This window comes from Tenacibaculum ovolyticum DSM 18103 (assembly GCF_000430545.1).
In the GTDB taxonomy this organism is placed as follows: domain Bacteria; phylum Bacteroidota; class Bacteroidia; order Flavobacteriales; family Flavobacteriaceae; genus Polaribacter; species Polaribacter ovolyticus.
Genome location: NZ_KE387164.1, coordinates 94,972 through 121,507, shown reverse-complemented (window position 1 = coordinate 121,507; position 26,536 = coordinate 94,972). Strand labels below are relative to the sequence as shown.

At 29.6% G+C, this 26,536-nt stretch carries 25 protein-coding genes; 7 read left to right on the top strand and 18 right to left on the bottom strand.

The annotated features are described in order from the left end of the window. Position 1: 1 nt before the first annotated feature. The 7 genes from H518_RS0115275 to H518_RS0115245 all read right to left on the bottom strand — a co-directional run bounded on the left by H518_RS0115275 (position 2) and on the right by H518_RS0115245 (position 9,749). Positions 2–1,285 (bottom strand): peptidoglycan DD-metalloendopeptidase family protein, encoded by a 1,284-nt coding sequence (locus H518_RS0115275; RefSeq protein WP_028889877.1) that lies wholly within the window; start codon positions 1,283–1,285, stop codon positions 2–4. A 99-nt stretch (positions 1,286–1,384) separates the two neighbouring features. Continuing rightward, positions 1,385–2,158, bottom strand: a complete 774-nt coding sequence (locus tag H518_RS0115270) for a DUF3108 domain-containing protein (RefSeq protein ID WP_028889876.1) — start codon at positions 2,156–2,158, stop codon at positions 1,385–1,387. A 103-nt stretch (positions 2,159–2,261) separates the two neighbouring features. Next, entirely contained in the window at positions 2,262–3,182 is a 921-nt protein-coding gene (locus H518_RS0115265) for a tryptophan 2,3-dioxygenase family protein (protein WP_028889875.1), read from the bottom strand. Positions 3,183–3,350: 168 nt separating this feature from the next. Then, positions 3,351–4,514, bottom strand: coding sequence for a 4-hydroxyphenylpyruvate dioxygenase (gene hppD, locus H518_RS0115260; protein WP_028889874.1), 1,164 nt, complete (start codon positions 4,512–4,514; stop codon positions 3,351–3,353). Positions 4,515–4,769: 255 nt separating this feature from the next. Further along, entirely contained in the window at positions 4,770–5,927 is a 1,158-nt protein-coding gene (locus tag H518_RS0115255) for a homogentisate 1,2-dioxygenase (RefSeq protein WP_028889873.1), read from the bottom strand. Positions 5,928–6,169: 242 nt separating this feature from the next. Then, positions 6,170–7,387 carry a DUF4374 domain-containing protein gene (locus H518_RS0115250; protein WP_028889872.1) on the bottom strand — a complete coding sequence of 406 codons (1,218 nt, stop codon included), beginning with the start codon at positions 7,385–7,387 and terminating at the stop codon, positions 6,170–6,172. A gap of 31 nt (positions 7,388–7,418) precedes the next feature. Then, positions 7,419–9,749 (bottom strand): TonB-dependent receptor, encoded by a 2,331-nt coding sequence (locus H518_RS0115245; RefSeq protein WP_028889871.1) that lies wholly within the window; start codon positions 9,747–9,749, stop codon positions 7,419–7,421. A gap of 390 nt (positions 9,750–10,139) precedes the next feature. Here H518_RS0115245 and H518_RS0115240 point away from each other — a divergent pair, with 390 nt between their 5' ends. The 5 genes from H518_RS0115240 to H518_RS0115215 all read left to right on the top strand — a co-directional run bounded on the left by H518_RS0115240 (position 10,140) and on the right by H518_RS0115215 (position 16,575). After that, on the top strand, positions 10,140–12,545 hold the full coding sequence (locus tag H518_RS0115240; protein WP_028889870.1) for a TonB-dependent receptor: 2,406 nt from the start codon (positions 10,140–10,142) through the stop codon (positions 12,543–12,545). A gap of 450 nt (positions 12,546–12,995) precedes the next feature. Continuing rightward, on the top strand, positions 12,996–13,298 hold the full coding sequence (locus tag H518_RS0115230) for a hypothetical protein (protein ID WP_028889868.1): 303 nt from the start codon (positions 12,996–12,998) through the stop codon (positions 13,296–13,298). Then, positions 13,298–15,343, top strand: coding sequence for a PepSY-associated TM helix domain-containing protein (locus H518_RS0115225; protein ID WP_028889867.1), 2,046 nt, complete (start codon positions 13,298–13,300; stop codon positions 15,341–15,343). Before H518_RS0115230 ends, H518_RS0115225 begins: the two co-directional genes overlap by 1 nt. 15 nt (positions 15,344–15,358) lie before the next feature. Then, the gene (locus H518_RS0115220) at positions 15,359–16,024 is read left to right on the top strand and encodes a class I SAM-dependent methyltransferase (RefSeq protein ID WP_028889866.1); all 666 of its coding nucleotides are present in this window, start codon (positions 15,359–15,361) and stop codon (positions 16,022–16,024) included. A gap of 2 nt (positions 16,025–16,026) precedes the next feature. Continuing rightward, entirely contained in the window at positions 16,027–16,575 is a 549-nt protein-coding gene (locus H518_RS0115215; RefSeq protein ID WP_043707105.1) for a flavodoxin, read from the top strand. Positions 16,576–16,769: 194 nt separating this feature from the next. On the opposite strand, the gene H518_RS0115210 is transcribed toward H518_RS0115215, so the two are convergent. The 9 genes from H518_RS0115210 to H518_RS0115170 all read right to left on the bottom strand — a co-directional run bounded on the left by H518_RS0115210 (position 16,770) and on the right by H518_RS0115170 (position 22,739). Then, positions 16,770–17,576, bottom strand: a complete 807-nt coding sequence (locus tag H518_RS0115210; RefSeq protein WP_028889864.1) for a formate/nitrite transporter family protein — start codon at positions 17,574–17,576, stop codon at positions 16,770–16,772. Positions 17,577–17,587: 11 nt separating this feature from the next. Beyond that, a complete protein-coding gene (locus H518_RS0115205) occupies positions 17,588–17,923 on the bottom strand; it encodes a 2Fe-2S iron-sulfur cluster-binding family protein (protein ID WP_028889863.1) in 336 nt (111 codons plus the stop codon). A 10-nt stretch (positions 17,924–17,933) separates the two neighbouring features. Next, positions 17,934–18,275 (bottom strand): hypothetical protein, encoded by a 342-nt coding sequence (locus H518_RS0115200; RefSeq protein ID WP_028889862.1) that lies wholly within the window; start codon positions 18,273–18,275, stop codon positions 17,934–17,936. A 3-nt stretch (positions 18,276–18,278) separates the two neighbouring features. Beyond that, positions 18,279–19,334 carry an NAD(P)/FAD-dependent oxidoreductase gene (locus H518_RS0115195; protein ID WP_028889861.1) on the bottom strand — a complete coding sequence of 352 codons (1,056 nt, stop codon included), beginning with the start codon at positions 19,332–19,334 and terminating at the stop codon, positions 18,279–18,281. 175 nt (positions 19,335–19,509) lie between these two features. Then, a complete protein-coding gene (locus tag H518_RS0115190) occupies positions 19,510–19,746 on the bottom strand; it encodes a NifU family protein (protein ID WP_028889860.1) in 237 nt (78 codons plus the stop codon). Positions 19,747–19,755: 9 nt separating this feature from the next. Then, positions 19,756–20,886 (bottom strand): Mrp/NBP35 family ATP-binding protein, encoded by a 1,131-nt coding sequence (locus H518_RS0115185; RefSeq protein WP_028889859.1) that lies wholly within the window; start codon positions 20,884–20,886, stop codon positions 19,756–19,758. 102 nt (positions 20,887–20,988) lie between these two features. After that, entirely contained in the window at positions 20,989–21,321 is a 333-nt protein-coding gene (locus tag H518_RS0115180; RefSeq protein ID WP_028889858.1) for an MGMT family protein, read from the bottom strand. 515 nt (positions 21,322–21,836) lie between these two features. Next, positions 21,837–22,508 carry a tRNA (guanosine(46)-N7)-methyltransferase TrmB gene (gene trmB, locus H518_RS0115175; protein WP_028889857.1) on the bottom strand — a complete coding sequence of 224 codons (672 nt, stop codon included), beginning with the start codon at positions 22,506–22,508 and terminating at the stop codon, positions 21,837–21,839. Positions 22,509–22,520: 12 nt separating this feature from the next. Continuing rightward, a complete protein-coding gene (locus H518_RS0115170) occupies positions 22,521–22,739 on the bottom strand; it encodes a DUF6341 family protein (RefSeq protein WP_028889856.1) in 219 nt (72 codons plus the stop codon). A gap of 42 nt (positions 22,740–22,781) precedes the next feature. Here H518_RS0115170 and H518_RS0115165 point away from each other — a divergent pair, with 42 nt between their 5' ends. Beyond that, positions 22,782–23,684: a DUF6427 family protein gene (locus H518_RS0115165; RefSeq protein ID WP_028889855.1), complete on the top strand. Its 903-nt coding sequence runs from the start codon at positions 22,782–22,784 to the stop codon at positions 23,682–23,684. 2 nt (positions 23,685–23,686) lie between these two features. Here the strand turns inward: H518_RS0115165 and upp are convergent, their stop codons facing one another. Beyond that, positions 23,687–24,340, bottom strand: a complete 654-nt coding sequence (gene upp / locus H518_RS0115160; RefSeq protein ID WP_028889854.1) for a uracil phosphoribosyltransferase — start codon at positions 24,338–24,340, stop codon at positions 23,687–23,689. A gap of 36 nt (positions 24,341–24,376) precedes the next feature. Next, positions 24,377–25,156, bottom strand: coding sequence for an alpha/beta fold hydrolase (locus H518_RS0115155; protein WP_028889853.1), 780 nt, complete (start codon positions 25,154–25,156; stop codon positions 24,377–24,379). Positions 25,157–25,233: 77 nt separating this feature from the next. On the opposite strand from H518_RS0115155, the gene brnQ reads away from it, so the two are divergent. Continuing rightward, positions 25,234–26,526 (top strand): branched-chain amino acid transport system II carrier protein, encoded by a 1,293-nt coding sequence (brnQ, locus tag H518_RS0115150; RefSeq protein WP_028889852.1) that lies wholly within the window; start codon positions 25,234–25,236, stop codon positions 26,524–26,526. The last annotated feature ends 10 nt before the right edge of the window (positions 26,527–26,536 follow it).

The following is a 26,536-nucleotide window of genomic DNA, read 5'->3' as shown; positions in this document are numbered from 1 at the left end:
GTTAATGTGTTGCTAATGTTTCTTTTTTAATTAAAGGAACAGAAACAGTGTCCTTTACAGCTAATTTTATACTATCTAATCGAATTTTTAATGGTTTTATAAATTTAAAATATGCTGGCTTAACCAAAGAATCTAATGGTTCTGCTGATGGCAGTTTTTCTCGAAAAGGATCCACTTGTTTTCCATATTTCCAAAAACGATAACATACATGTGGTCCACTGGTATTTCCTGTCATACCTACCCAACCTATAATATCTCCTTGTTTTACATAATCTCCAACTCTAACATTTCTTCGTTTCATATGTAAATACTGAGTTGTATATGTGCTATTATGCATTACTTTTACATAATTCCCATTCCCTCCTTTTCTTGCAGCTTCTACAACTGTACCACTAGCTGTCGTCATAATTGGAGTTCCATATTTTGCAGCAAAATCTGTCCCTCTATGAGGACGAACTCTTCCATATAATGCAATTTTTCTTCTTAAATTATAACGTGATGATATACGGTATTGAAATTTAATTGGTGATTTTAGAAATGCCCTTCTCAGCATATTTCCTTTTTCATTATAAAATTCTGGAATGTTCTTAATTGAATCACCTATAAATTTATAAGCATACAAATCTTCTCCTTTATGATTAAAAACCGCTGCTTTCACTTCTCCATACCCAACAAAAACAGTATCATTAATAAATTTCTCTTCATAAATTAATTTAAACTTATCTCCTTTTTGTAATCGATAAAAGTCAAGTGTCCAGGCATAAATATCAGCTACAGTATTTGTTAATGAAGCACTAAGATTTAAACTATCCATTGTAACTGATAAGTTTGAAAAAATTTCTCCTGCGATTTCTTTTTCTATTGTTTTAATTTTTTTCTTAAACTTATATGATGATACAACAGAATCTTTAAAATTAATAATTGTCGCATTTACCTTATTGTGTTTATAAATAAAAACTTGTGCCTTTTCAAGAGAGTCTCTAGATGTTAAAATAGTAAATGCCTTTCCTGATCTAATTCGCCTTACATCAAAAGTATCTTTAATTACTGTTGCTATTTTATTTATTTTTGGATACCCTACATGATATCTATCTAAAATAACGCCAAAACTTTCACCATTTTTAATGGTGTCATTTATTACTTTATAATTATCTAAGTTAAATCCAAAAGCATAAATAGGCTTTGGTTTTTCTATCTTTACAGGAATCTTTATTTCTTCTTTTTTTTCTTCTTTACAAGATAAAAAAATGCCAAAAATAAAGAGTAAGAGAATATATTTTTTCAAAAAAAATTATTTAAAATTGAGTTTACTTGCAAAAGTACAAATAAAAACTATTCTCTATTACACTTTAACAATAAGTAAACAATTTATTAAATTGTTGTATTAAAAAATTACTTCAAAAGGATTTGCTAATCCTTTATATGCTTCTAAATCTGCACGAAGAGAACCTACAGCTAAAGATGCTTTCATTTTTATTGGTATTTTATTATCATCGGCTGTAATCCATACCGTTACACTTTCTTTTGCTTTAAAAACTCTTCCAGACTGAACTAATGGTCTAAATTTTTGAGTTTTAACTTTTCCAAATTTCGTTTTTAATGTTTCATTCCCTAAAAAACGTAATCTAAAAGGATAACTTTTATTATCAAAAAACATATTTACCTTTATCTCCTCACCCTTTTTCATTCCCTTCGTATTATAACTTCTTAAAAAATAGAATGTAGAAATCATATCTTGAGGGCCAGTTACTGAAATAGTACTCTCTTTCTTTTTTATAAAATCTTGAACATATGCTGTGTTATTTTCTTGATCAAAAGTTATGTGTCTATTTTTTTTATAACCTCCTTCATTAATTTTTCTTTTAAATAAATAAGGTTTTCCAGTTTCTATATCAAAATAAGATTGATAATCGTCTTTTACCTTAAAAAACCATTTAATCATTCCCGTAGTCCACCCCTTTCCTGTAGCGTGCAATACTTTTTTTCCTTTTAAATTTTCCTCTTTTAATGATAAGGTAGCATTTCCTGCTTTTAAAAACCCACTATAACTCATTTTAAACTTAAGCCATTCGCCTCCTTTAAATACAGTTGTTTTTTTTTGACCAAAAGCAATTATACTAATAAATAACAGCGCAATAAATAATATCTTTTTCTTCATGATGTTCAAACTTATGAAAAAAATTAAACAATTATTGTTCCAAACTAAAAAAAGCTGTTTGATATTAAAAATCAAACAGCTTTATATTTTTCATTAGTTAAAATTAAAATGTACCCCAATTTTTAAGCTCTTCTTCGTTCCATAAATACGGAAAAAAAATTCTTCTTTGATACTTTGGATGCATATATTTACGCCAATTACTTCCACCAGTAGCTTCTAAATCTTTATCACCTCCTCCTAAATATTTACCTGCAGCATCATAATGTGCTAGTACCCATTTTACATTTACTGTATAATCGTAATGACGCATTGCAGCTATTAACTCTTCGTTTTCTTGAAACTCTTTGGGTAGTTCTTGAAATTTTCTAGAAAGATTACATTCATTATAATCCTCCATAAAATCAATAAAATCTCCCATATACTTTTCTTCAAATAAATTGATTAAAGTCGATTTCTTACCTGTTTTATGATCTTTACCAGCAGCCTGCCAATATAAATGATCAAATGCATTTTTTAAAGATGAATCCCTATCTATAGTATCTCTATATCTAACATCTATTAAATTAATCAATTCTGTTGATGCAAATTCTATTTTTCTATATTGAGCACTTTGAAAACCACTTGCTGGAGCTAATGTATTTCTAAATTTGAGATATTGATCTACATCCATACCATCACCCATAACATCAAAAGAACTACATAACATATCAAAATACCTACTAATTCTCATTAAATGCTTAGAGAACTTCTCTGCAGTTATTGCTTCTTTAGAAAGAGAAATTTGATCAATTTCCCACAAAATCATTTTAAATAACAGTTCGTTTACTTGATGATACATGATAAATACCATTTCATCTTTTTCTGTTGTTCTAGGAATTTGCAATCCCAATAACGCATCTGTTTGAATATAATCCCAATAAGTTATTGGCGTACTATGAAGCAATCCTTCTAACATTGTATTTAAAGGAACTCCTAATTTATCGTACTTTTCTTCTAATGCTTTTAAAATATCTTCTTTACTCATTTTTATACTTTTAAATTTAAAATTTACTTTTTTTTGATATAAAATAAATTTTATGAGAAAGGTGATTTTATATTCTTAAAATTCTGATTCATTTTTTAAAAATAAAAAGAGAACCAAGAGAGAAGATATAACATCTGTAATCTTGGTTCTTTTATCTAATATATTAGCTTATAGTGTTCCTCTATTAGCCTGTTCTCTTTCAATTGATTCAAACAATGCTTTAAAATTCCCCGCTCCGAAACCACGAGCTCCCATTCTTTGAATAATTTCAAAGAATAAGGTAGGTCTATCTTCAACAGGCTTTGTAAAAATTTGTAGTAAATAACCTTCTTCATCAGCATCTATCATAATAGATAACTTCTGAAGTTCTTTGATATCTTCCTTCATCATATCTCTATGCTCTCCTAACCTTTCAGGAATCATATCGTAATATGACTGTGGAGGCGGCGGTAAAAACTCTACTCCACGTGCTTTTAACTGACTTACCGTTTTAATAATATCATCAGTTGCAACAGCAATATGTTGTACTCCTGATCCTTCATAGAAATCTAGGTACTCTTCAATTTGAGATTTTTTTGCAGCTTTTGCAGGTTCGTTAATTGGAAATTTAATACGACCATTTCCGTTAGACATAACCTTACTCATTAATGCAGAATACTCAGTATGAATTTGCTTATCATCAAACGATAAGAAATTTTCGAATCCCATAACATCTTCATACCACTTTACCCAAACATCCATTTGATTCCAACCTACATTACCAACCATGTGGTCAATGTATTTTAAACCAACTGAAGTTGGATTATAATCAGATTCCCATTTTTGAAAACCTGGCATAAATGTACCTTTATAGTTTTTACGCTCAACAAACATATGCACTGTTTCGCCATAAGTGTAAATTCCTGCTTTTACAATTTCACCATGCTCATCTGTTTCAACAGTTGGTTCTAAATATGATTTCGCTCCACGTTTGGTTGTTTCTTCATACGCACTTCTAGCATCATCTACCCAAAGAGCAACCACTTTTACACCATCACCATGTTTTACAATATGATCGTTAATTGGCGACTTACTATTTAATGGTGTTGTTAATACTAATTTAATTTTGTCTTGAACTAGTACATAGCTTACAGAATCTCTAGATCCTGTTTCTAACCCTTTATATGCTAATGATTTAAAACCGAAAGCCGTTTTATAAAAATGGGCTGCTTGTTTTGCATTACCTACATAAAACTCTACATAATCTGTTCCTAATAACGGAAGAAAATCTTGTGCCCCTGCAAATATTTTTTCTAAACCGTAGTTTACTGACTTTACTTCTTTTTTACTCATACTTTATATTTTATAAACTCCATAGGTATTAAATACCTACAAGATATTTTGTCTTTTTAAATTATCTTTTACCTAAATAAAAGAAAGAAACTTTATAAGTAAGCTTAGCCCTGATTGAAGCGGCATCCTTTTTAATTATCAGTTCAAGTGAATTTGTGAAGAATGAACAAATTTGTATTGATAACCGATTAAAAAGATATAGCGAAAAGCAGGAAACAGCTTCTAATTACTTTAATGAACGTATTTAATGATATATTAACCTAACCAAGATTTAAAATAATCTTCGTCAGCAATTTTCATTGCTTCTTCTGTAACCATTAAAGGTTTAAAAGTATCAACCATTACAGCTAATTCTTCAGTTTCTGTTTTACCAATACTTCTTTCTGCAGCTCCTGGGTGGGGACCATGAGGTATTCCGGCAGGGTGCAATGAAATATGACCTGCTTCAACATCATTTCTACTCATAAAATCGCCATCTACATAATACAAAACCTCATCAGCATCTATATTACTATGGTTATAAGGCGCTGGAATTGAATCAGGATGATAATCATACAATCGAGGTACGAATGAACAAATTACAAAAGCATTTGTTTCAAAAGTTTGATGGATTGGAGGAGGTAAATGAATTCTACCTGTAATTGGCTCAAAGTCATGTATCGATAATGCATACGGATAATTAAATCCATCATACCCAACTACATCAAAAGGATGTGTTGCATATACCATATCAAAAATCTCATCTTTCTTTTTTACTTTTATAATGAATTCTCCTTTCTCATTATTAGTTTCTAATTCGTAAGGACGACGAATGTCTCGCTCACAATATGGTGAATGTTCTAATAATTGTCCAAACCAATTTCTATATTGTTTTGGTGTATAAATTGGTGAATGAGATTCTACAATAAATAAACGATTATCTTCTGTATCGAAATCTATTTTGTAAATAATTCCTCTTGGTATAATTAGATAATCTCCATATTTGAAATCTAAATTTCCATATATTGTTCTAAGTTTTCCTGTTCCTTTATGAACGAAAATCATTTCATCAGAATCTGTATTCTTATAAAAATATTCTGTTGTAGACTTTCTTGGAGCTGCTAAAGCAATATGACAATCTGAATTTGTTAATACAATTTTTCGGCTTTCTAGATAGTCATCTTCTGGTGCTACTTGAAACCCTCTTAACCTATATGATTGAATATTATTTTCTTTTGCAACTTTTGGAGCAACACTATATTGGTTTCTTATTTCTTTAACCTGTGTTGGTCTTTGTTCGTGGTAACTATTGGTAGACATTCCGTCAAAACCTACAGTCCCAAAAAGCTGTTCGTAATACAAGCTTCCGTCTTCTTTACGAAACTGCGTATGGCGTTTTGGTGGAATTTCTCCTAATTTATGATAAAATGGCATATTTAAATGATTTAATTAAAATCTTTTTTTTAACTCTTAGCTTACTACACAAAACAGTTACTCTGGTTTGCGTTTTATCATATATTTTAAATGAGCTAAAAGATCTTGCCAATGCATATTTATCTGTTTTTTTTATTGTCTCCTTACAAATATACCAAAATTTTAAAAACAATTTAAACGCGAAAAGACGTCATAAGGTATAATCCCTTATGACGTCTCTTTAAAAAAAGCAAAAAAAATGATTAATTCATAGCAAAAATTCCTTTTACAACAGCCGCTTCAACTTGTTGGCTTTTTTTAGCAGTTGCTGTATTTACATCAATTTCATAAATATAAGCACCATTATTATCACTTATATTCATATATACTTTTCCGTTGTGATTTAAAGCAGGTGTAGCCCACTGTCCTCCATGTAATGGAATATCTGTAACCTCTTTTACCGTTTTAGCTTCTAAATCTACAATAGCAATTTTACAAATAGGAGTTTTTCCTACTGGAGCAAATGCGTCCCATTTTTTCGAATCATCGGTAATCATTCTTACAACCGCTTTGTTATTTCCTACATAATGTAAAAAATTAATTTTATTTCCTCCTGAAGCAGTTTCAAAATCAAAATAATAATCTTTATCAAAATCAGTATCCCCGCTTTTAATTTTTAAAATTGCAGATTTATTTGCTGGAGCAGGATCAAATCCACAAGCTGAAGAAGAAGTAGATGCTGTATAAATATTGTTATTTTCATCTTTTACTAATCCATTATAGTTTCCATAAAATCCGATATCAGACCCACGAGTATCTTTTATCAATTTCTCAAAAATTAATTCAGGGTAACTATATACTGCTATTCTTGCTTCATTAGAGTTTGGTGTTTTCCAAGCATCACCTGTAGCACTCGTTAAATAATAAGATAAAAACAGCTTACCTCCTTTTACAGCAATACCAGTTGGCCAAGACATTAAGTTCTCATCTTGTCGTTCATCTATTTTTGTTGCTAGCTCTTTAGTAATAACTAAATTATCTGTATCTACTAAAAATATTGTTCTGTTTTCAAAACCAGCTCTAGGGCTCTCTACTGCAATCATTGTTTTATCATCTCCTTTTCCTAATAAATCGAAAGAAGCTGGAAAAGCAAATTCACCTTTCTTTGTAAGTTTTCCATCTTTAATATCGTACCCTATACAATTGGTGGTTTTATACCCTGAGCTAATAATAGTATTGTTTACAAAATAATAGTTTCGCTTACCGTCTTGCTGAATACCATTATTTATTGGTGATATTACTGACTCCATAAAATTCTCTACCCCCAAAACCACATTCGTAGCTTCCGTTTTTTCACCTACTTGAACAGCAACTGCTAATTTCGTATCACTCTTAGGTTGCTTTACTGGAGTATCATCACTACAAGAGACAAAAAAACTCATTGTTAGTAGTAAACCTATTGATAAAATTGATTGTTTCATAATTCCTTTTATTTATTAATTGTGTTTATATTTATTTTGATAAGTAGTATCTTAACTTTAAACTGAAATTTCTTCCAGGTTTTTGAAGGTTATAATTATCGGTAATATTTGCATTAAAAATATTATTTGCTGCAACGGAAATATTATAGGTTCCTTTTTTAAAGGAATAAACAGCTTCAATATTTTGTGCTAATTGGTTTTTTATTAATTTTTGATCTTCACTTCCTATTTTCGCAAAAAACAGCGAATAACCATGCACATAATTTTGAAATGAGGTTACAGAAAATCGATCCCCCTTGCTAAATACATTTTTAGTATTGTAGTTTAATTTTATGTTTCCGAATAAATAAGGCGTATTTGGTATTCTAGCATCTAAAAATAGATTAGATCGTGTTGTATTCCCTGCAAATTTATTTTTATCCCTAATATCTAAGTATGTTGCGCTTACACCAATACTATATGAATCATTGAATGTATATTCAAGTTCACCCTCAATACCTTTAGTTACTACTTTTTTTAAATTATCATTTACTTGAAAAATTAATTCTGGACGTAAATAAATAAAGTTTTTAGAGCTTCTTAAAAAGGTATTGGTTTCAAAATGAATTTTATGTTTATCCCCTAAATATTGCTTTGTTCTAAAACCAAGGTTAATATTGGTACTCGTTTCTGGCTTTAAATTAATATTTGTTAAAATAGCCATTCCGTTTCCTAAAATTTCTGAGTTTTCGGGAAAGCGAATTGCGTTTTCAAAAGAAGTTTTTATTTGTGTGTTTTTTGTAAATAAATAAGTTAACGCACCTCCATAACCTGTAAAATTAGATGTTATATTTTTGTCTTCTTTTAAGCTTCCTGAAAAATTAGTAACTAGAGAGTTGATATTGTAATTGTATCTTTTCCCGAATAAAATCCCTTTTATTTTTTTATCAAAAAGATTAAATGAATATGATAATCCCGCTACTTTTTTATTAACCGTACTAGGAGTTCCAAACTGCGTGTTATTTCTAGGATGCAAAGGATCATTACCTTCCATTTTAAAATAATCTGTAGAAAAATTCACAGCAATAATTTGTTCTTTTGGAAGCTGGTATTGTAAATTAAAATTTAATAATATATTCTCCTGACTTAGTGTTAACGCTGTTTTTCTACCTTGTTCTCCCGTTGCTAAATGCGCATCATATTCTATTTCTCCATTCCAGCCATACCTATGATTACTTCTATCTTCATATCTACGCTCATTATCAATAACTGCTAAAAAAGAACGAACATCAAAGTTTTTAAAAATATTTTTTTTAGCATATTTTAAAGTACTAATTCTGCTTTTATTTTTTTCAAATACTTCCCCAAAAGGGTTAATAATTTTACTTGGAAGACTTGCATGTTGTATTTCTTTATAATTATCAGAAAACAAAATACCTACCAATAATTCGTCTGCATATTTTTTATTTGTAACCCCTACTTCTAGTTGCCCCATTTTTGATGTATATGCATTGTGAAATCTTTTTACTTTAGTTGTTTCATCTGTTATTTTACCTCCTTTTCCTGGCACAATAATATCTATTTCATAGTCATTATCAGAATAGTTGTAAAATGATTTTAACCGTGCTGTAAACCCACTATTTTTATCATAATATTGGGTATTTAAGGAAGCTTTATGTGTATTAAATGATTCTATTGAGTATGACGCATCTAAATAATTATTTGTTAGTTTTTTTGTGCGGATATTAATAGCGCCTCCTAAGGCATCTGAAGACAAATAAATAGGCACTACTCCTTTATAAATCTCTATAGATTCTATAATATTAGACGGAAAATTATTTAAAGTTAATGATCGCCCAAAATAACTCATCGGAATACCATCTATAAATGTTTTTATCTGCTTTCCAGAAAGCCCATTTAAGGAAAGGTTAAAATCAGAACCCAAACCTCCTTCTTCTCTAATAACAATACCAGGTACTCTATTTAAAACCTGACTTATATTTGTTGCCGTGTTTTTAAACACTTCCGTTTCTATAACATTTACTGCATATGCTTTATCTCTTATTTTTTCTGCTTTAGATTTCCCTTGAATTATAATTTCATCCAAAGCACTTTCATTCTCTTTTAAATAAAAAGAGAGGTTTGTCTTTTTAGAAACTTTTGTGAATTTTTTATAAAAAGGCTTATAACCTATATACTGTATTTTTAATGTAAAACTATTTAAATTAGAAAATGATAATTCAAAACAACCTTTACCTCCAGCAGCAATAGTTTTGTTTTGATCTAAAATAGTTACATGTGCATTCTCTAACGGTTCTTTAAATTCATTATAAACACACCCTGAAATTCTATCGTTTTGAGCGTTTAATGTTACTATTTGCAAAAAAAACAGTAAGAATATTATTATACATTTCATTTTAAATTAATCTTATTTAGATTCAATAAATATAACAACAAAAATAGAATAATATTCTTCTTAGTTAGTTCTGTTCTCTCTTTTTTTTAAAGAAATGAAAAAATGAAATTAAAAAGACTTTATAAATAAAAATAAAACACTTAAACATCAATATAAATACATTAAAACCAATACAATCAACTATTTATTAAATATTACACACATATAACTTCGTCTGAAAACATAATATTAAAAAATCAGACTTTTTATAATTGAAATAATTTTAAATTTTATTTAAAATTAATCTAAATAAGTTTTGAAAATTAGCAACAAGTAAATACTTTTGTCATTTAAAATTATTAAATCTAAATAAAACAAATGAGAAAAGTAATAATAGCTATTTTATTATCCATAATAGCTGCAAATTCAATAGCTCAAGAAAAATCCATTAATGGTATCGTAACTGATAATAGTGATAAACCATTAATTGGTGTTAATGTACTTATTAAAGGCACAGATAAAGGAGCACAAACTGACCTTAATGGTCGTTTTGCTATTAAAAACAATCTTAAAAATGACCAAACTTTAATTATATCATACGTTGGTTTTAAAACAAAAGCGATTACTATAACTCCCAATGAAAATAACCTTGCAATTACACTTTACGAAGGAAATGAGTTATTAAATGAGATAATAGTTGATACGAATAGAAAAAACAAATTTTCTAGAAAAAAATCTGCTTATGTAGCAAAACTACCTTTAAAGAATATTGAAAATGCTCAGGTATATAGCACAGTTACAAATCAATTATTAATCTCACAATCTGTAGTTAGTTTTGAGGAGGCTTTAAAAAACACAACAGGTGTTGAACAATTATGGGCATCAACAGGAAGAAGTGGTGATGGAGCTGGTTATTATTCAATTCGTGGATTCTCTATTCAACCTCAATTAGTAAATGGAGTTCCTGGAATTACAAACGGTTTTGTTAATCCTGATAATGTAGAAAGAATTGAAGTTATTAAAGGTCCTTCAGCAACTTTATTTGGTAGTACAGTAACTTCTTATGGTGGTTTAATTAATATTGTTACTAAAAAACCTTACAAAGGTACTGGTGGAAACATTACTGTTGCTGGTGGTTCTTTTGGTTATAAAAAATTAACGGTAGATGTTAACACCAATCTTGAAGATAATGAAGATATATCTTTACGTTTTAATGCAGGATATCAAACACAAGATAGCTTTCAGGATGCTGGTTTTAGAAAATCTTTATTCTTAGCTCCATCTATTTCTTATAAAATAAACAACAGGTTAACATTAAACTTTAATTACGAGTTATCATCTACTGATCAAACAAATCAACCTTTCTTGTTTTTAAATAGAGCTCCATTAACTTTTAATAATTTAGATGAATTAAATTATGACACAAGTAAATCGTTAACAAATAACGATATTTCAATTAAAAATCCTACTCAAAATTATAGAGGTGAAATTGCTTATAAAATTTCTGATAATTGGTCATCTCAAACAATAATTGCTGGAGGTAATACAAAATCAAAAGGTCATTATACTTATTTATACAATCTTCAAGATAATTTATTTGGTTTATTTGCTCAAAAAACAGACGCAGAAACCAATACTTTAGATATACAACAGAACTTCACAGGAGATTTTAAATTAGGTACTATGAGAAACAGAATTGTTGTTGGTGTAGATTATTTAAAATTACAAATCCAAGACAATGGTTCTGGCTTTAGCAGAATTAACGTTACAAATCCACAAGGTCAACTTATACCTGTACCTGCAAATTTTGGTTTTGCAAATTTACCTACCAATCGTGCAAATTTAGAAACAGTTTTAGCAAATTCACCAAGAACAAATTCTGATCTTAATCAAAATATTTTTAGTGGATATGTTTCTGATGTAATAAATATTTTACCTGAATTATCTGTTATGGCTGGTGTTCGTTATGATAGATTTCAATATAAAGGTGATGCAAACGACATTTCTGATGATGATAAAGCATATACAAAATCAACATTATCGCCTAAATTTGGGGTTGTTTATCAACCTATCCTAAACAAAGTGTCAATGTTTGCTAACTTTCAAAACGGTTTTTCTTACGTAAATCCAGAAAGAGTACCTGTTGACATTGCAAACCCAACAGGTCAAACTAAAATACAATCATATGATTTGGAACAAGCAAATCAAATAGAGTTTGGTGTAAAAACAAATTTATTTAATAATAAATTTGAAGTTTCTTTAAGCTACTACGATATTACTGTAAGAAATAAAGTAATGGGATTCGGAGCAAATAAACAACAGGATGGTACTGTTAATAGTATAGGAACCGAATTAGAACTAAATGCCAATCCTATAAATGGTTTAAATTTAAGAGGAGGTTTTAGTTATAATAATGCCAAAGTAACAAAGTCTGTTTCAAGTCCACATTTAATAGGAAAACGTTTAGCAGAGGCTGGTCCAGAAACATCTTATAACTTTTGGGCAGATTATAAATTTCAAGATGGAATTGCTAAAAACTTCGGTTTAGGTTTTGGTGTTAACGGTGCTAGTGATTATAACACTATGGTTGGTTACCCATCAGCTGGTGACTTTATCTTACCAGCATACTCAATTTTTAATGCTTCAGTTTATTATGAAGTTGATAAATTTAGAATTAGTGTAAAAGGAAACAATTTAACAGATAAAGAATATTATAAAGGATGGAGTACTGTAAACATACAAGCTCCGAGAGCATTCTTAGGAACGCTTACTTATAAGTTTTAATCTTATAAATTTTGTTCCTATTGTAATTTGAATTGTTAGTTTGTTGAATACCCGCATAACTCAATGTTGTAAAGCCTTGAGTTATGCTATTTTAAAAAAACTAGGTTAATAAATAAAGATGAATACAGTTATAATACTCCTAAATTTTATAAGCGTTTTCCTGCTATTAAACACCTCTAAGGAGGCAATACTTAATAACGGTATTGTAGAAAAATTGATGCAAAAAAACATCAAAAAAATTAAAATAGTTGGTCTTTTAATAATTGTACTATCTTTTTTTACAAGTACGCTATTACATGGCATAACTACAGGTATACTTATAAACTTATTTTTTTTATCAATAACACTGAGCTTAATTATTCTTTTTAATCCTTTAAATGTAATTAATTATAAGATTGTAATACTCTTTTTTATAATAAGTCTTCTATTAGAATTATTAATACTATAAATATGCCTGCAAATACAAAATATCTAACAAAATCTCCTTGGCAGCAATTTGCTAAAATTTCAGCTGGTATTCTTGGTGGCTACATCATAAGTGCTTTATTTCACATGGTATTGGCATTATGGCTCCCAATACATAAGGAAATTATAATCTCGTCTATTTTTACTCTTTTTATACTTTGGTGTGTATTATTAATCATACCATATCTATTTAAAAATGGATGGAAAGTTTGGGCGTTATATTTACTTATTACTTTGCTATTATACACAGCATATTATTTCGGAAATCAAAATAATCCATTTATATAATGAGTAAGAAAAATTACAATATATTTTTTAATACACATACTGTTAGTGGAATTGTTATTAGCGTAGCCTTATATATAATTTTCTTTGCAGGTGCTTTCTCGTTATTTAAGCAAGAAATTCAATTTTGGGAAGAAGGCAAATCAATTAGTCATACCGAAAGAAAAGATATAAATTACGACAAAATCTTATCATCTTTAGACGAAAAACATGAATTAACAGGTAGAGATTTACGAATAACATTTGAAGAAAAAAGCGATCGTATATTTATAAATATGACCGCAAGTAAAGATACCTTAGCTACAGAAAAAGGAAAAACTGCAAATTACTTTTATGCCGATATAAACTCTACAAAAACAAAATCCTATATAGAACAATATAGTTTAGGAGAGTTTTTATTTCGCCTGCACTTTTTTCAACAATTTCCTGTCATAGGTGTTTATTTAGCAGGGCTCGTCTCTTTCTTTTTCCTATTTGCAATCGTTACAGGTGTTATTGTTCATTGGAAAAAAATTATTCCAAAATTTTATGCTTTTAATCCGAAAACAGTTTTACAAAAAGTATGGACAAATGCTCATACTGCACTTGGTATTATAGGGCTACCTTTTCAATTTATTTTTGCAGTTACTGGGGCTTATTTTGCTCTTAGTGTATTAGTATTGCTTCCCGCAAATTTTTTATACAACGGTAATCAAACCAAATTATTAGAAGATTTACGTCCTGCCCGTAAGAGTTATGAATGGGTGGCTACATCAAATGAAAAAATTCCCAGTTTTAATTCATTTGTGAAAAAAACCCAAAACGAGTGGGATAACTTTCATGTCACCAAAGCAAATATAAAAAACTACGGTGGTGTTAACATGAAATACGTAATTACTGGAGAGTTAGAAGATCATAAACGTTTTGTTGGTTTAGGACGAATGGTTTATGATGTTTATTCTAATAAAGTAGCGGCTATAAAAGATCCATATACTTTAAATTATAATGAAGATACACAACGGCTTTTAACCCGTTTACATTTTGGTGATTATGGTGGTACTTTTATGAAAATTATATACCTAATTTTATCTTTAATTACATGTTTTGTAATAATTACAGGTGTTCTTATTTGGATTGAATCACGTAACAAAAAAAGCATGACCTTGCGTCAACGGTTATATACTGCCAAAGTTGGACATATTTATCTTTCTATTTGTTTATCAATGCTGCCAGTAACCGCTTTGGCATTTTTATTTGTAAAATTTGCCAACGGTTACTTTATAAATAAACAAACCATTATCTACTACTTTTACTTTATTACATGGTTACTATTTATTTTATACTTCAGGTTTAAAAGAGATAATTATTACACCAATAAAGCATCATTATTACTTGGTGCTATTTTCGGTTTTCTAATTCCTTTTAGTAATGGTGTAGTTTCTGGTAATTGGATTTGGACTACCTACCTTAATCAACAATATGAAATTCTCTTTATTGATTTGTTATGGATTGGTATTGCATCATTTTCATTACTTTTTTACATTAAAACAAAACCTACCATTAAAAACCAAAGTGCTTTTAGTAAAGCACCAATAGATTACAAGAATTTAACTGCTTTAAAAGAAAATTTAAACAATAACGTTTCAAAAATAAACAACACAAAAAACACGATACCAATGAGAACAAAAATTTCACTTTTATGGATATTTATCGCCATCGGATTTATTTTTCATCACATATATGGCCTAGCAACAGTATTTTTTAACGAATCTGTTCTTATAGAAGGCTCAACAGGAGAAACACCTTTTTGGGCACATCAATGGCGTATTTTAATGGAAGGTCTGGCGCTAACTTTTGGTTTATTAACCCTTGAGGTTTCTAAAAAATGGTTCATACTAACATCATTTGTTTGGGCTATTATTTTAGGATTATTTAATGTGTATCATATTATTACTGCTGTAATATATGAAGCATCAAATATTTCTGAAATTTTAATATTATTACTACTTGTAATAGCAAATGTCTTCTTGATTAAAAATATTAATATTTGGAGAAAAGAAACTGCTTAATCCCCCTTTAACCTCATGAAAAAAGAACTTACAACAGCACATTTAAAAGAAATTGAAACTCAATTAAGTTGCCCTACTGGTACTAAAGGAATAGAAATAGCAACTTCTATGAATTTAACTAACATTAGTATGACTAAGGCTTCTATTGATGCTTTAAACATTTCTAATAATGATGTTATTTTAGAAATTGGTCATGGAAATTGTGGGCACTTAGAGTACGTCATAAATAAAGCAAACAACATTAACTACATTGGTTTAGAAATTTCTAAAACAATGCAGCAAGAAGCATTATTACAACTCAATAAACAACAAAATTCGAAGAACATATCTTTTGAGTTATATGATGGAGAAAAACTCCCTTTTGAAAACAATTCTGTAGATAAAGTTTTTACTGTAAATACACTGTATTTTTGGAAAAACCCTACAGCTTTTTTAGCTGAAATATCAAGAGTATTAAAAAAAGAAGGAATCTGTATTATTACTTTTGCTAAAAAAGATTTTATGCAAACACTTCCTTTTGTAAACACGAAATTTAACTTGTATACGAATGATGATATAGATTCATTATTAACAAGTAATACACTTAAAATTGTCAATACAATACATAAATCTGAAAGTATAGAGAGTAAAATAGGGGATTATGTAAATAGAGAATACACTTTAATTATATTAAAACAATAAATATGGACAACAAAATAGGTTTAATTTACGGTTCAGATACCGGCATGACAGAAGAGGTTACTCATAGTATTGTTGATGAGTGGAATACAAGTGAGGTTGAAGTTATAGAAGTTACTAATGTGGAGTCTTCAGATTTTCAAAGATTTGATTTTTTAATCTTAGGGTTATCAACCTGGTATGATGGTGACTTACAAAGTGATTGGGAAAGTTATTTTGATGAATTTAAAACTATAGATTTCACAAACAAAACAGTTGCTATTTTTGGTTTAGGTGATCAATATGGTTACGGAGAATATTTTATCGATGGTGTAGGTATGCTTGCTGAAGTAGTACTAGAAAATGGTGGAAAAATCGTAGGGAAATGGTCTACTAGTGGTTATGATTATACAGAATCTAAAGCTGAAATAGTAGATGAAAATCTATTTTATGGTTTAGCGCTTGATGAAGACAATGAACCTGAGTTAACTACTGACCGTCTTAAAAACTGGCTAGCCATTTTACAAGAAGAATATAAAAAGGTTTCACCTGAATTAGTTGAATTAGCTCTCTAGAGCTAATTCAACTAATTCATACTCTATAATGCTATCCTCTTAACAACGGCTTTGCTTCTTTTCTGGTTACATCAAGATAGCCTAGTTGTCATTACACAAAACTAAAATAGCATATAAAGGATTGCTTTATGGCTTAGATTTAGACCGGAATAATAAAATCAACTAAGCGATTAAAATGAATTGAGAAAGAACTATTATTTTATTTTATTTCTTAAAAAAATGAAATGATACATTAAGCCTACTAAAACGCTACCTCCAATAATGTTACCAAGTAAAACTGGAATTATATTAGAAATCATTCCTGATACACTTAAAGCAGTAGTACTAACCTCAATCGTTGAAAATTCTTGAAGCATTAACCCAAGTGGTATTATAAATAAATTTGCTATACTATGTTCAAAACCAGCTGCAACAAAAAGTGTAATTGGAAAAACAATTACTAAAACTTTATCTGTTAGCGTTTTTCCTCCCATAGCCATCCAAACACCTAAACAGACCAAAATATTACATAAAAGCCCTCTAAAAAAAGCGGTAAAGAAGGGTAATGCACATTTAGCATCAGCCATTTTTATATACATTTTAGCTATTTCTCCATTGTTCATATCTAAATGCCCAGAAAAATAAACCATAATCGCTAAACTAACTGCGCCTAGCATATTACTAATAAAAATAATACCCCAGTTTCTAATCATTTGTTTGTAGGAAACTTTTCCTTCTGCCCAAGCAATAGCAATTAGGTTATTACCTGTAAAAAGTTCAGCTCCTGCCACAACAACCAATATTAGTCCTAGCGAAAACACAAAGCCACCAAAAATTTGTTTTGTTGCAAAACTATAAGTAGGATCTGATTTTACTATTGTATAAAACAAAGCTCCAAAACCAATAAATGCGCCTGCTAAAATACCTAATAAGAAACTAGTCAAAAATGGCTTTTTAACTTTTTTCACACTTGCATTTAGTGTTTCTTTTACTATTTCTTCAGGAGCATAGGCTACAGACATAATTTATTTTTTTAACTTTCAGGAGCTAATTCAACCTCTAATCCATCCATTTCTGGTTTCATTTGTAATTGGCAGCCCAATCGGCTATTATCTTGCACGTCAAACGCCTCTGCCAGCATAGCATCTTCATCATCGGTCATTTCTGGTAACTCGTGATCAGATTTCACGTAACATTGACAAGAGGCACACATTGCCATTCCTCCACAAATACCAATAGTTCCCTCAGGCGCTAATTCGTACGAACGAACAACTTCCATTAAATTCATAGCCATATCAGTTGGCGCAACAACTTCGTGTGTTACGCCATCTCGATCTGTAATTTTTATGGTTATATCTTGATTATCCATTATTCAATAATTAATATATATTTTGCATTCCAAAAAGCTCAAATAAAGGAGTAATAGCCACTAATAAAACTAAAATATAAACAATAGTTTTTACCCAAACGGAAGTCGTTTGTGCTGTAGGTACATATTCTACTTGAACTTTGTACCCTTGTAAAAGGATATCTTTTGATTGATAAATAGATCTTTCTAAATCATTCGTTGAGTAACTATTTTTAGGAATTCTACTGTAACACAAACTTAAAATAGAAACCAATACAAATGAACCTAAACCGAAAATAAGCAAATCAAATCCTGATAAAACAGGTTCGGGACATGGTCCAAAACAACAAGTTATACTACTTGATAAACTCATATTTTACTCTATCTTTTTAACAACAGCTTTCGGAGCTTCCTTTCTAGTTCCGTCAAAACCATCTACACCTCCAACAGTTGTGTATTTCATTACGTATTTTTTATCTGGATAAATTCGTTGAAATGCACTTTGACACATTAAAGTAGCTTCGTGGAATCCGCATAAAATTAACTTTAACTTTCCAGGATATGTATTTACATCTCCAATAGCATAAATTCCAGGAATGTTCGTTTGATAATCTAAAGCATTATTTACTTTAATAGCATTTTTCTCTATCTCTAATCCCCAATTACCAATAGGTCCTAATTTTGGTGACAGACCAAAAAGAGGAATAAGGTGATCACACTTTAAAGTAAACGCCTCTTTATCTTTTTGTTCTATTAAAACACCTTCAACTTTATTGTCTCCAACAATTCCTTTAACCTCAGCAGGTGTAATTAAATTAATTTTACCTGCATCTTTTAATTCTTGAACTTTATCTACAGAATCTAACGCTCCTCTAAATTCATTTCTACGGTGCACTAAAGTTACCGATTTAGCAACATCTGTTAAGAAAATAGACCAATCTAAAGCCGAGTCACCTCCTCCAGCAATAACCACATCTTTATCTCGATATAATTCTGGTTCTTTTATCATGTACTCAACTCCCTTATCTTCATAATCTGCAATACCAGGAATTGGTGGTTTACGTGGTTCAAAACTCCCTAAACCTCCAGCAATTGCTACCACAGGAGCTTGGTGTTTTGTTCCTTTGTTAGTCGTAACAATAAAACTACCATCTTCTTGCTTTTCGATAGTATCAGCACGCTCTCCTAAGGTAAATCCAGGTTCAAATTGTTTAATTTGTTCCATTAATTTATCAGTTAAATCTCCTGCCAATATTTCTGGATAAGCTGGTATGTCGTAAATAGGTTTTTTAGGATATATTTCTGAACATTGCCCTCCTTGTTGTGGTAAAGCATCAATTAAATGGCAACGTAACTTTAATAATCCTGCTTCAAATACAGTAAACAAGCCTGTTGGTCCTGCCCCTATAATTAATATATCAGTTTGTATCATTTTTTATGTTTTTAGACCTCACAATTTTATAAAAATTGTGAGGTCTTTTTTTGAAAATTATGCATTAATAATTGAGCGACTTATATAAATTATTTTTTTTACAATCGTTTTAAATAAAGTGCTCTAACGTCCAAAAATAATAAGTTCATATTGTTTAAAAACTGATTTTTATCAGTTATCCAATATTAATTACTTCTTCTATATGTGGAACATATTTTTTTATAGTCGCTTCAACACCATTTTTTAATGTCATTTGATTTACTGAACAACCACTACAAGCACCTTCTAATTGAACTTTTACCGTATTATCTTCAATAGATAATAGTTTAATATTCCCTCCATCACTAATTAAAAAAGGGCGGATTTCTTCTAATGCTTCTTCTACTTTATTCTTTACTTCTGTTGTTGTCATAGTCTTTAATTATTTAGTACTACAACCACTCATTGTAGTAATACGAACTACTTCGGTTGCAGGTAAATTTGCATTTCTTTTTAATAACTGTGAAACCATTTCTTTAGTTACATCTTTAAACGCTTCTTCTAAAGGTGTATTTTCTTGTAAAGCTACTGGATGTCCTACATCTCCTGCTTCACGAATACTTTGTACTAATGGTATTTCACCTAAAAAACTTGTATCGATATCTTCTGCTAAATTCTTAGCTCCTCCTTTACCAAAAATATAGTATTTATTGTTTGGTAATTCTTCAGGAGTAAAGTACGCCATGTTTTCTACAATACCTAATACAGGTACGTTAATACTTTCTTGTTTAAACATTGCTACTCCTTTTTTAGCATCTGCTAGCGCAATGTTTTGTGGTGTACTTACAACAACTGCTCCACTAATAGGAACTGCTTGTACTATTGATAAGTGTATATCTCCTGTTCCTGGAGGTAAATCAATTAATAAGAAATCTAGCTCTCCCCAATCTGCATCAAAAATTAATTGATTTAATGCTTTAGAAGCCATTGGTCCACGCCAAATTACAGCTTGGTTTGGATCTGTAAAAAAACCTAAAGACAATAATTTAACTCCGTAATTTTCAACAGGTTTCATTTTAGAACGCCCGTCTACCTTTACAGCTAATGGTTTTTCTTTTTCTACGTCAAACATCAAATGTTGAGATGGCCCGTAAACATCGGCATCTAAAACACCTACTTTAAATCCCATTTTAGCTAAAGAAACTGCCATATTAGAGGTTATTGTAGATTTTCCTACTCCTCCTTTTCCTGAAGCGATTGCTATAATATTTTGAATATTAGGAATCTTTTTCCCTTTTATTTCATTTGAATTTTCCTTCTCCTTAACCTCTACCTTCACATTCACTTTTACATCAATTTTTTCATCAACGTGTTGGTGAATCGCTTTTGCTATTTCAACTTCTACTTTCTTTTTTGCTTGTAAAGTAGGGTTTGAGATAGTTACATCAACGATTACTTCTTCTCCGAAAGTAACAACATTTTTTATGTTTTCGTTTTCAACTAAACTTTTACCTTCTCCTGGTGCAGTAATAGTTTCTAACGCCTTGTATATATCTTGTTTTTTAAAACTCATTAGAGTGTTTAATTAAATTAATTGTAAGATACAAAGATACGTTTTAGGGCGCAGAAAATAAAGTGTTTAGATTATGAAAATTTATAAAGGGATAAGTGTAAGCTATTGTAATTCTTTAGTTGGATTCCAAAAAACAGTTTCGAAGTTTTGAATCTTATTTTCAACAACAATTATTCCTTCACTTTCTAATAATTGCTGCATTAAATTTGTTCCTTCAAAATGTTGCTTTCCAGTAAGTAAGCCTACACGATTAACAACTCTGTGTGCAGGAACTTCTTTAGCACTAGAATTATTCATTGCCCAACCTACCATTCGTGCAGACCGAGCAGCTCCTAAATACGTTGCTATTGCACCGTAACTAGTTACTCTCCCGTATGGTATTAGTCTTGCTATTTCGTAAACTCTTTCGAAAAAATTATCAGATTTTTTTTCCATAGACTAAAAATATAATTTTATAACCAAATAAACTCCGAATACTCCATAATTATTCCAATCAATAAATTAAAGTCCCTTTGATAAAAAGTAAATCCCATGTCTATCTTTTGGATTAAAAAAATAGCTATTCAGAAATGAAACCCTAAATACTGTAGTAATTCCAAACAAAAAGTATATATGGACCACAATATTGTACTATTATAGAAAATGAATGTACAACTGTGAAAAATGGAATTAAGAACATCTTTGTAGAGAATAAAGAAAATCATAATTCAAAAATCATTAAGTAATAAAAAACATACCTATCTCACCATAACATAGTAATGCTTAATAAACTCTTAGAAAATTGTTATAACAGAGTATTATTCTTTTTTAAAACGACAAATTTGATTCACGTTCTTATAAAAACATTTGATATATTTTTATAAACAAAAAGCCCGTAAAAACGGGCTTCAGTTAAAACTTAATTGATTTAACTCAAATTTGTAATAATTAATCCTTACTACAAAATAAAATTAGTAATTCAATTTGAAACGAATATAAGTAATTGGTTTCCCAACTTCTAGATATTGTTTTTCATAAAAAGTTTGAGTAGAAGTTACTTCTTCTGGTGCTCCTTCGTTTTTATACACATTATGATTAGCATGTATAATTTCGTGACCTTCACCATGTATTAAACCTAACGTATAACCGTGCATGAACTCACTATCGGTTTTTAGATTCATTATACCTTCTTCTTTCAGGATATGATGATATCGCTTTAAGAACGCAGTATTTGTCATTCTATGCTTTGTACGTTGGTATTTTATTTGTGGATCTGGAAAAGTAATCCAAATCTCATCTATTTCATTTTCCGCAAAAATATAATCCACCAATTCTATTTGCGTTCTAATAAAGGCAACATTTTGCATATCATTTTCAATAGCAGTTTTTGCTCCTCGCCAAAAGCGAGCACCTTTAATATCTATACCTATAAAATTTTTATTTGGATTTTTTTCAGCTAACGCGATTGTATACTCTCCTTTACCGCACCCTAATTCTAAAACAATAGGATTGTCGTTTTTAAAAAAAGTATTCCATTTTCCTTTTAAAGAAAAATCCCCAACTACTTCTTCCCTTGTTGGTTGAAGTACATTAGCAAACGTTTCATTTTCTTTGAAACGTTTTAATTTATTTTTGCTTCCCAATATTTCTGTAAATTAAGCTTTATCTTCAGTTCCTTCTTTTAAGAAAGTAGCTGATTGCCACATCCAGTAAGCAAATAATACGATTAAGACTAATACAAATAACCAGTTAACAGCGTTTGAAGTCCACCATCCTAAGTCTCCTTTTGCAACTTCTAATCGCAACCATTTAAATGGTTGTAATATAAATTCAAAAAAATCTCCAATTAATCTAAAAATATTTAATCCTAACATAACTTGATTATCTTTACGTTTGCAAAAGTATAAAAAGAAACCATGTTAGCCAATTTTTTCGGTAAATCTAAACCTGTTAATTTCATAGTGCTCTTTGCACTGTTTTTAGTTTACTTTTCTTTAAGTCTATTTTTTAAAGAATTATCTCTTAATACTCTCAAAGAATTACTTTGGTTTATTGTACTTTTTGCTGTTTTTAATTTTATTATTGCAAAGAATAAATTAACACTTGACAACTCTTTTGGTTTTTTATTTTTTATAATACTACTTGGTTTTTTTCCAAATACCATAAATATCAACAATACTTTTTATGCATCCTTAACTGTTTTGCTTTTTTTACGCAAAGTTTACAGCTTGCAATCTCCCAAAAAAACGTTTCATAAATTATTTGATGGAGGGTTATGGTTAGGCGTTTCTTTTTTAATAGAGCCTTATACAGTAATACTTGCGATATTATTATACATTTCAATTTATTTACACCAACATCTTACATACCAAACTATATTAATTCCAATAATTGGATTTGGAAGTGTAGTTTTTTTGTTTTTTACATATTGTTTTTGGTATGAAAACACAGCCTTATTTTATGCTCATTTTAATTGGAATTTTTCTTATGATATATATTTGTACTTAAATACTAATTATTTATTTCCAATAGTGTTTATAGGGGGCTTTGCACTATTTACCATCTTTTTAAAAACCCCGAAAGTATTAGCTGTACTTAATACCTTTAGAAAAAATTGGATCTTAATTGTTATACAACTTATAATTTCTTCATCAATTATACTTTTAACCAATAATAAAACAGGGAGCGAATTATTATTCATCTTTTTTCCTACCTCAATTGTATTAGCAAATGGTTTAGAGTTTTTTCAAAAAAAATGGTTTGCTGATATAGTTTTAATTGTATTCTTGATTTGTTCTGTAGTAATAAACTTTATATAATACTACATTTTCGTGCCAAAAGCTAAATCTCCTGCATCTCCTAAACCTGGTACTATGTAGCCTTTATCGCTAAGCTCATTATCTATATCAGCAATCCACAAATCTGTATTTTCAGGAAAGAATTTTGCTATATATTCAACACCTTCTACAGAACCAATAACCGATACTATTTTAATTTCTTTCGGTGTTCCATATTTTTTTATAGCCTCATAAACAGCCACTAATGAACGACCTGTAGCTAACATTGGATCTACTAGCAATAATGTTTTGCCATCTATTGAAGGCGAAGCGAAATACTCTACAACTATTTCAAACTCTTCATCGTTATTTGGATGGTGACGATAGGCAGATATAAATGCATTTTCTGCATCATCAAAATAATTTAACAATCCGTTATGTAAAGGTAATCCAGCTCTAAGAATTGAGCACAAAATAACATCGTTAACAGGAAGCTCTGTACCTTTAATCCCTAAAGGAGTTTCAATCATTTTATTTTCAAAAGATAAATCTTTACTTAATTCATACCCTAAAACTTCACCTATTCTCTCAATATTCCTACGAAAACGCATAGAATCTTTTTGAACATCTACATTTCTTATTTCTGCTAAAAATTTATTTAAAATAGATTTCTCTTTTGCTAAATGATTAATTTTCATGTTTAATTTTTTGGTATTACAAAGAAACAAAAATATTTAGCGTTTAATAAATTTCTTTAAACAGTCTATTAATTCATCTCTATTTTCAATATGACTCATATGCCCATCTGGAAGTTCAATTAAAGGAGTGTTTGTTCTTTCAGACTCTTCTAAAATTGACTGATATTTTAACAAAGGATCATTTTTACCAGTAATTATCAATCTTTTATCTATAGATTCTAAAACAGCTTCCTTATTTTCTCTTAACATCATCCCTTTTGTTGCTCCGATATACCCTTGAATGGGTGTTTTTAAAGCTTCTTTTTTAATCTCCGCTAATTCAAAGCCAAATTGCTTCCTAGTTTTAATAGTAAACAAATTAGAAATAGATAATTTCACTAAATTATCGTAATTCGTTTGTGCCATTTTACACGCTCTTAATCGTAACTCTTTACGCTCAACTGTATCTGCCTGAGTAGTTGAATTCAATAAACATAATCCTTTTATGTTTATTGAATATTTCTCCGCTAATGCCAAAGATACATATCCTCCCATTGAGTGCCCTATAACAAAAAATTTTCTAAGTCGTAATGATTTTAAAACCTCTTTAACAGCTTCAGCCATATCATTCATTGTATGTAAGTAACCAATACAATTGGTCTTTCCATGACCTAATAAATCTACACAAATTACACGATTTTTTTTTGATAACTCTTCTGAAACTTCATTCCACATGCTAGAATTCTCAAGAAAACCATGAAGTAAAACAATAGCGTTACCTTTTCCAACATCTGAATAAGCTACTTTACTATTTTTATAAATGATGAAGTCTTTCATATTGCAAAAATATGTATCTTTCGCTAGTATTTTTCTAAAAAAATAAGATTAACCAACCTTTTATTAATATTGAAAACATGAATAAAACAAAAGAAATACTTGTTACCAGTTTTGCATTGTTTTCACTCTTCTTTGGTGCGGGTAATTTACTCCTACCTCCTCTTTTAGGTTATAATGCAGGAGACAATTGGATTTGGGTAACGCTTGGGTTTATGATTACCGCAGTTATAATTCCTATTCTAGGGATTTTAGCACATGCAAAACTACAAGGAACCTTATATGATTTAGGAAAAAAAGTATCGCCAACATTTAGCTTATTATACTGTATTATTATTTATATAATATCTATCACAATTCCCTCACCAAGAACAGCATCTGCAACACATGAAATTGCGATTCATCCATTTTTTGGTACAAGTCCCTTAATAACAAGTTGTGTATACTTTACCTTGGTTTTAATTTTTGTTTTAAACAGGTCTAAAGTTTTAAACCTTCTTGGTAAATATCTAACACCACTAATGGTTATCATTTTAGTATTAGTTATTGGTGTAGGTTTATTTTCTAGTGAAATGGTTATGAATCCTAGCATCTTTAAAACACCTATTGTTAATGGTATACTAGAAGGTTATCAAACTTTTGACGCTATTGGAGCTGTAGTTGTTGGTGGTGTTATTATTATTTCTTTAAATTTAAAAGGCTATACTTCATTCACTGATAAAAAAGAATTAATTAAAAAAGCTGGATTTATTGCTGGTTCTGGCCTTTTCGTAATTTATGCGGGTTTAATTTCTGTAGGTGCTTTTTATGGTTCAGAAATATTAGTTGACGGTACTTTAAGTAGCGATATGCAAAGAGCTAATTTACTACGAGGAATTAGCATAGCTACATTAGGAAATATTGGTAATGTTTTTTTAAGCACACTTATTGCTTTAGCATGTTTTACAACTGCTATTGGAATAATTACAGGAACTGCAGATTATTTTAAAGGATTGTTTAAAAATTCTCAAAAAGCATATATAATTACAGCTGTTATTGGATGCTTGATAGGTGTTTTAGTTGGACAATTGAATTTTCATTCTATCATTATAATTGCATTACCTATATTAATGTTTATTTACCCTATAACTATAGTCTTAATTTTACTAAACATAGCGCCTAAAAACTTAGCCACTTCTATTGTTTTTAAAGTTGTTGTTTTGGTTACCTTCATTTTTAGTATTCCTGATTTCTTAGAGTTTATTATTAATAAAGAACACTTAACTTCTATTAAAAACATTATTCCTTTAGCAAATCAACATTTAGGATGGGTACTACCTGCAATTTTAAGTTTTATAATCGCTAATATTATAAAAACGAACAAGCTTGCATAAAGCAAGCTTT

Excerpts from the sequence above, each read along its gene's own strand:
- H518_RS0115185 (WP_028889859.1), bottom strand. The coding sequence starts at position 20,886 with ATGAGTTTTAAAAAACAAGATATATACAAGGCGTTAGAAACTATTACT.
- H518_RS0115265 (WP_028889875.1), bottom strand. The coding sequence starts at position 3,182 with ATGAGTAAAGAAGATATTTTAAAAGCATTAGAAGAAAAGTACGATAAA.
- H518_RS0115270 (WP_028889876.1), bottom strand. The coding sequence starts at position 2,158 with ATGAAGAAAAAGATATTATTTATTGCGCTGTTATTTATTAGTATAATT.
- H518_RS0115165 (WP_028889855.1), top strand. The coding sequence starts at position 22,782 with ATGTTAGCCAATTTTTTCGGTAAATCTAAACCTGTTAATTTCATAGTG.
- H518_RS0115215 (WP_043707105.1), top strand. The coding sequence starts at position 16,027 with ATGGACAACAAAATAGGTTTAATTTACGGTTCAGATACCGGCATGACA.
- H518_RS0115220 (WP_028889866.1), top strand. The coding sequence starts at position 15,359 with ATGAAAAAAGAACTTACAACAGCACATTTAAAAGAAATTGAAACTCAA.
- H518_RS0115195 (WP_028889861.1), bottom strand. The coding sequence starts at position 19,334 with ATGATACAAACTGATATATTAATTATAGGGGCAGGACCAACAGGCTTG.
- H518_RS0115250 (WP_028889872.1), bottom strand. The coding sequence starts at position 7,387 with ATGAAACAATCAATTTTATCAATAGGTTTACTACTAACAATGAGTTTT.
- H518_RS0115190 (WP_028889860.1), bottom strand. The coding sequence starts at position 19,746 with ATGACAACAACAGAAGTAAAGAATAAAGTAGAAGAAGCATTAGAAGAA.
- H518_RS0115240 (WP_028889870.1), top strand. The coding sequence starts at position 10,140 with ATGAGAAAAGTAATAATAGCTATTTTATTATCCATAATAGCTGCAAAT.
- H518_RS0115170 (WP_028889856.1), bottom strand. The coding sequence starts at position 22,739 with ATGTTAGGATTAAATATTTTTAGATTAATTGGAGATTTTTTTGAATTT.
- H518_RS0115255 (WP_028889873.1), bottom strand. The coding sequence starts at position 5,927 with ATGCCATTTTATCATAAATTAGGAGAAATTCCACCAAAACGCCATACG.
- H518_RS0115225 (WP_028889867.1), top strand. The coding sequence starts at position 13,298 with ATGAGTAAGAAAAATTACAATATATTTTTTAATACACATACTGTTAGT.
- H518_RS0115200 (WP_028889862.1), bottom strand. The coding sequence starts at position 18,275 with ATGAGTTTATCAAGTAGTATAACTTGTTGTTTTGGACCATGTCCCGAA.
- H518_RS0115180 (WP_028889858.1), bottom strand. The coding sequence starts at position 21,321 with ATGGAAAAAAAATCTGATAATTTTTTCGAAAGAGTTTACGAAATAGCA.
- upp (WP_028889854.1), bottom strand. The coding sequence starts at position 24,340 with ATGAAAATTAATCATTTAGCAAAAGAGAAATCTATTTTAAATAAATTT.
- brnQ (WP_028889852.1), top strand. The coding sequence starts at position 25,234 with ATGAATAAAACAAAAGAAATACTTGTTACCAGTTTTGCATTGTTTTCA.
- H518_RS0115230 (WP_028889868.1), top strand. The coding sequence starts at position 12,996 with ATGCCTGCAAATACAAAATATCTAACAAAATCTCCTTGGCAGCAATTT.
- H518_RS0115210 (WP_028889864.1), bottom strand. The coding sequence starts at position 17,576 with ATGTCTGTAGCCTATGCTCCTGAAGAAATAGTAAAAGAAACACTAAAT.
- H518_RS0115155 (WP_028889853.1), bottom strand. The coding sequence starts at position 25,156 with ATGAAAGACTTCATCATTTATAAAAATAGTAAAGTAGCTTATTCAGAT.
- hppD (WP_028889874.1), bottom strand. The coding sequence starts at position 4,514 with ATGAGTAAAAAAGAAGTAAAGTCAGTAAACTACGGTTTAGAAAAAATA.
- H518_RS0115205 (WP_028889863.1), bottom strand. The coding sequence starts at position 17,923 with ATGGATAATCAAGATATAACCATAAAAATTACAGATCGAGATGGCGTA.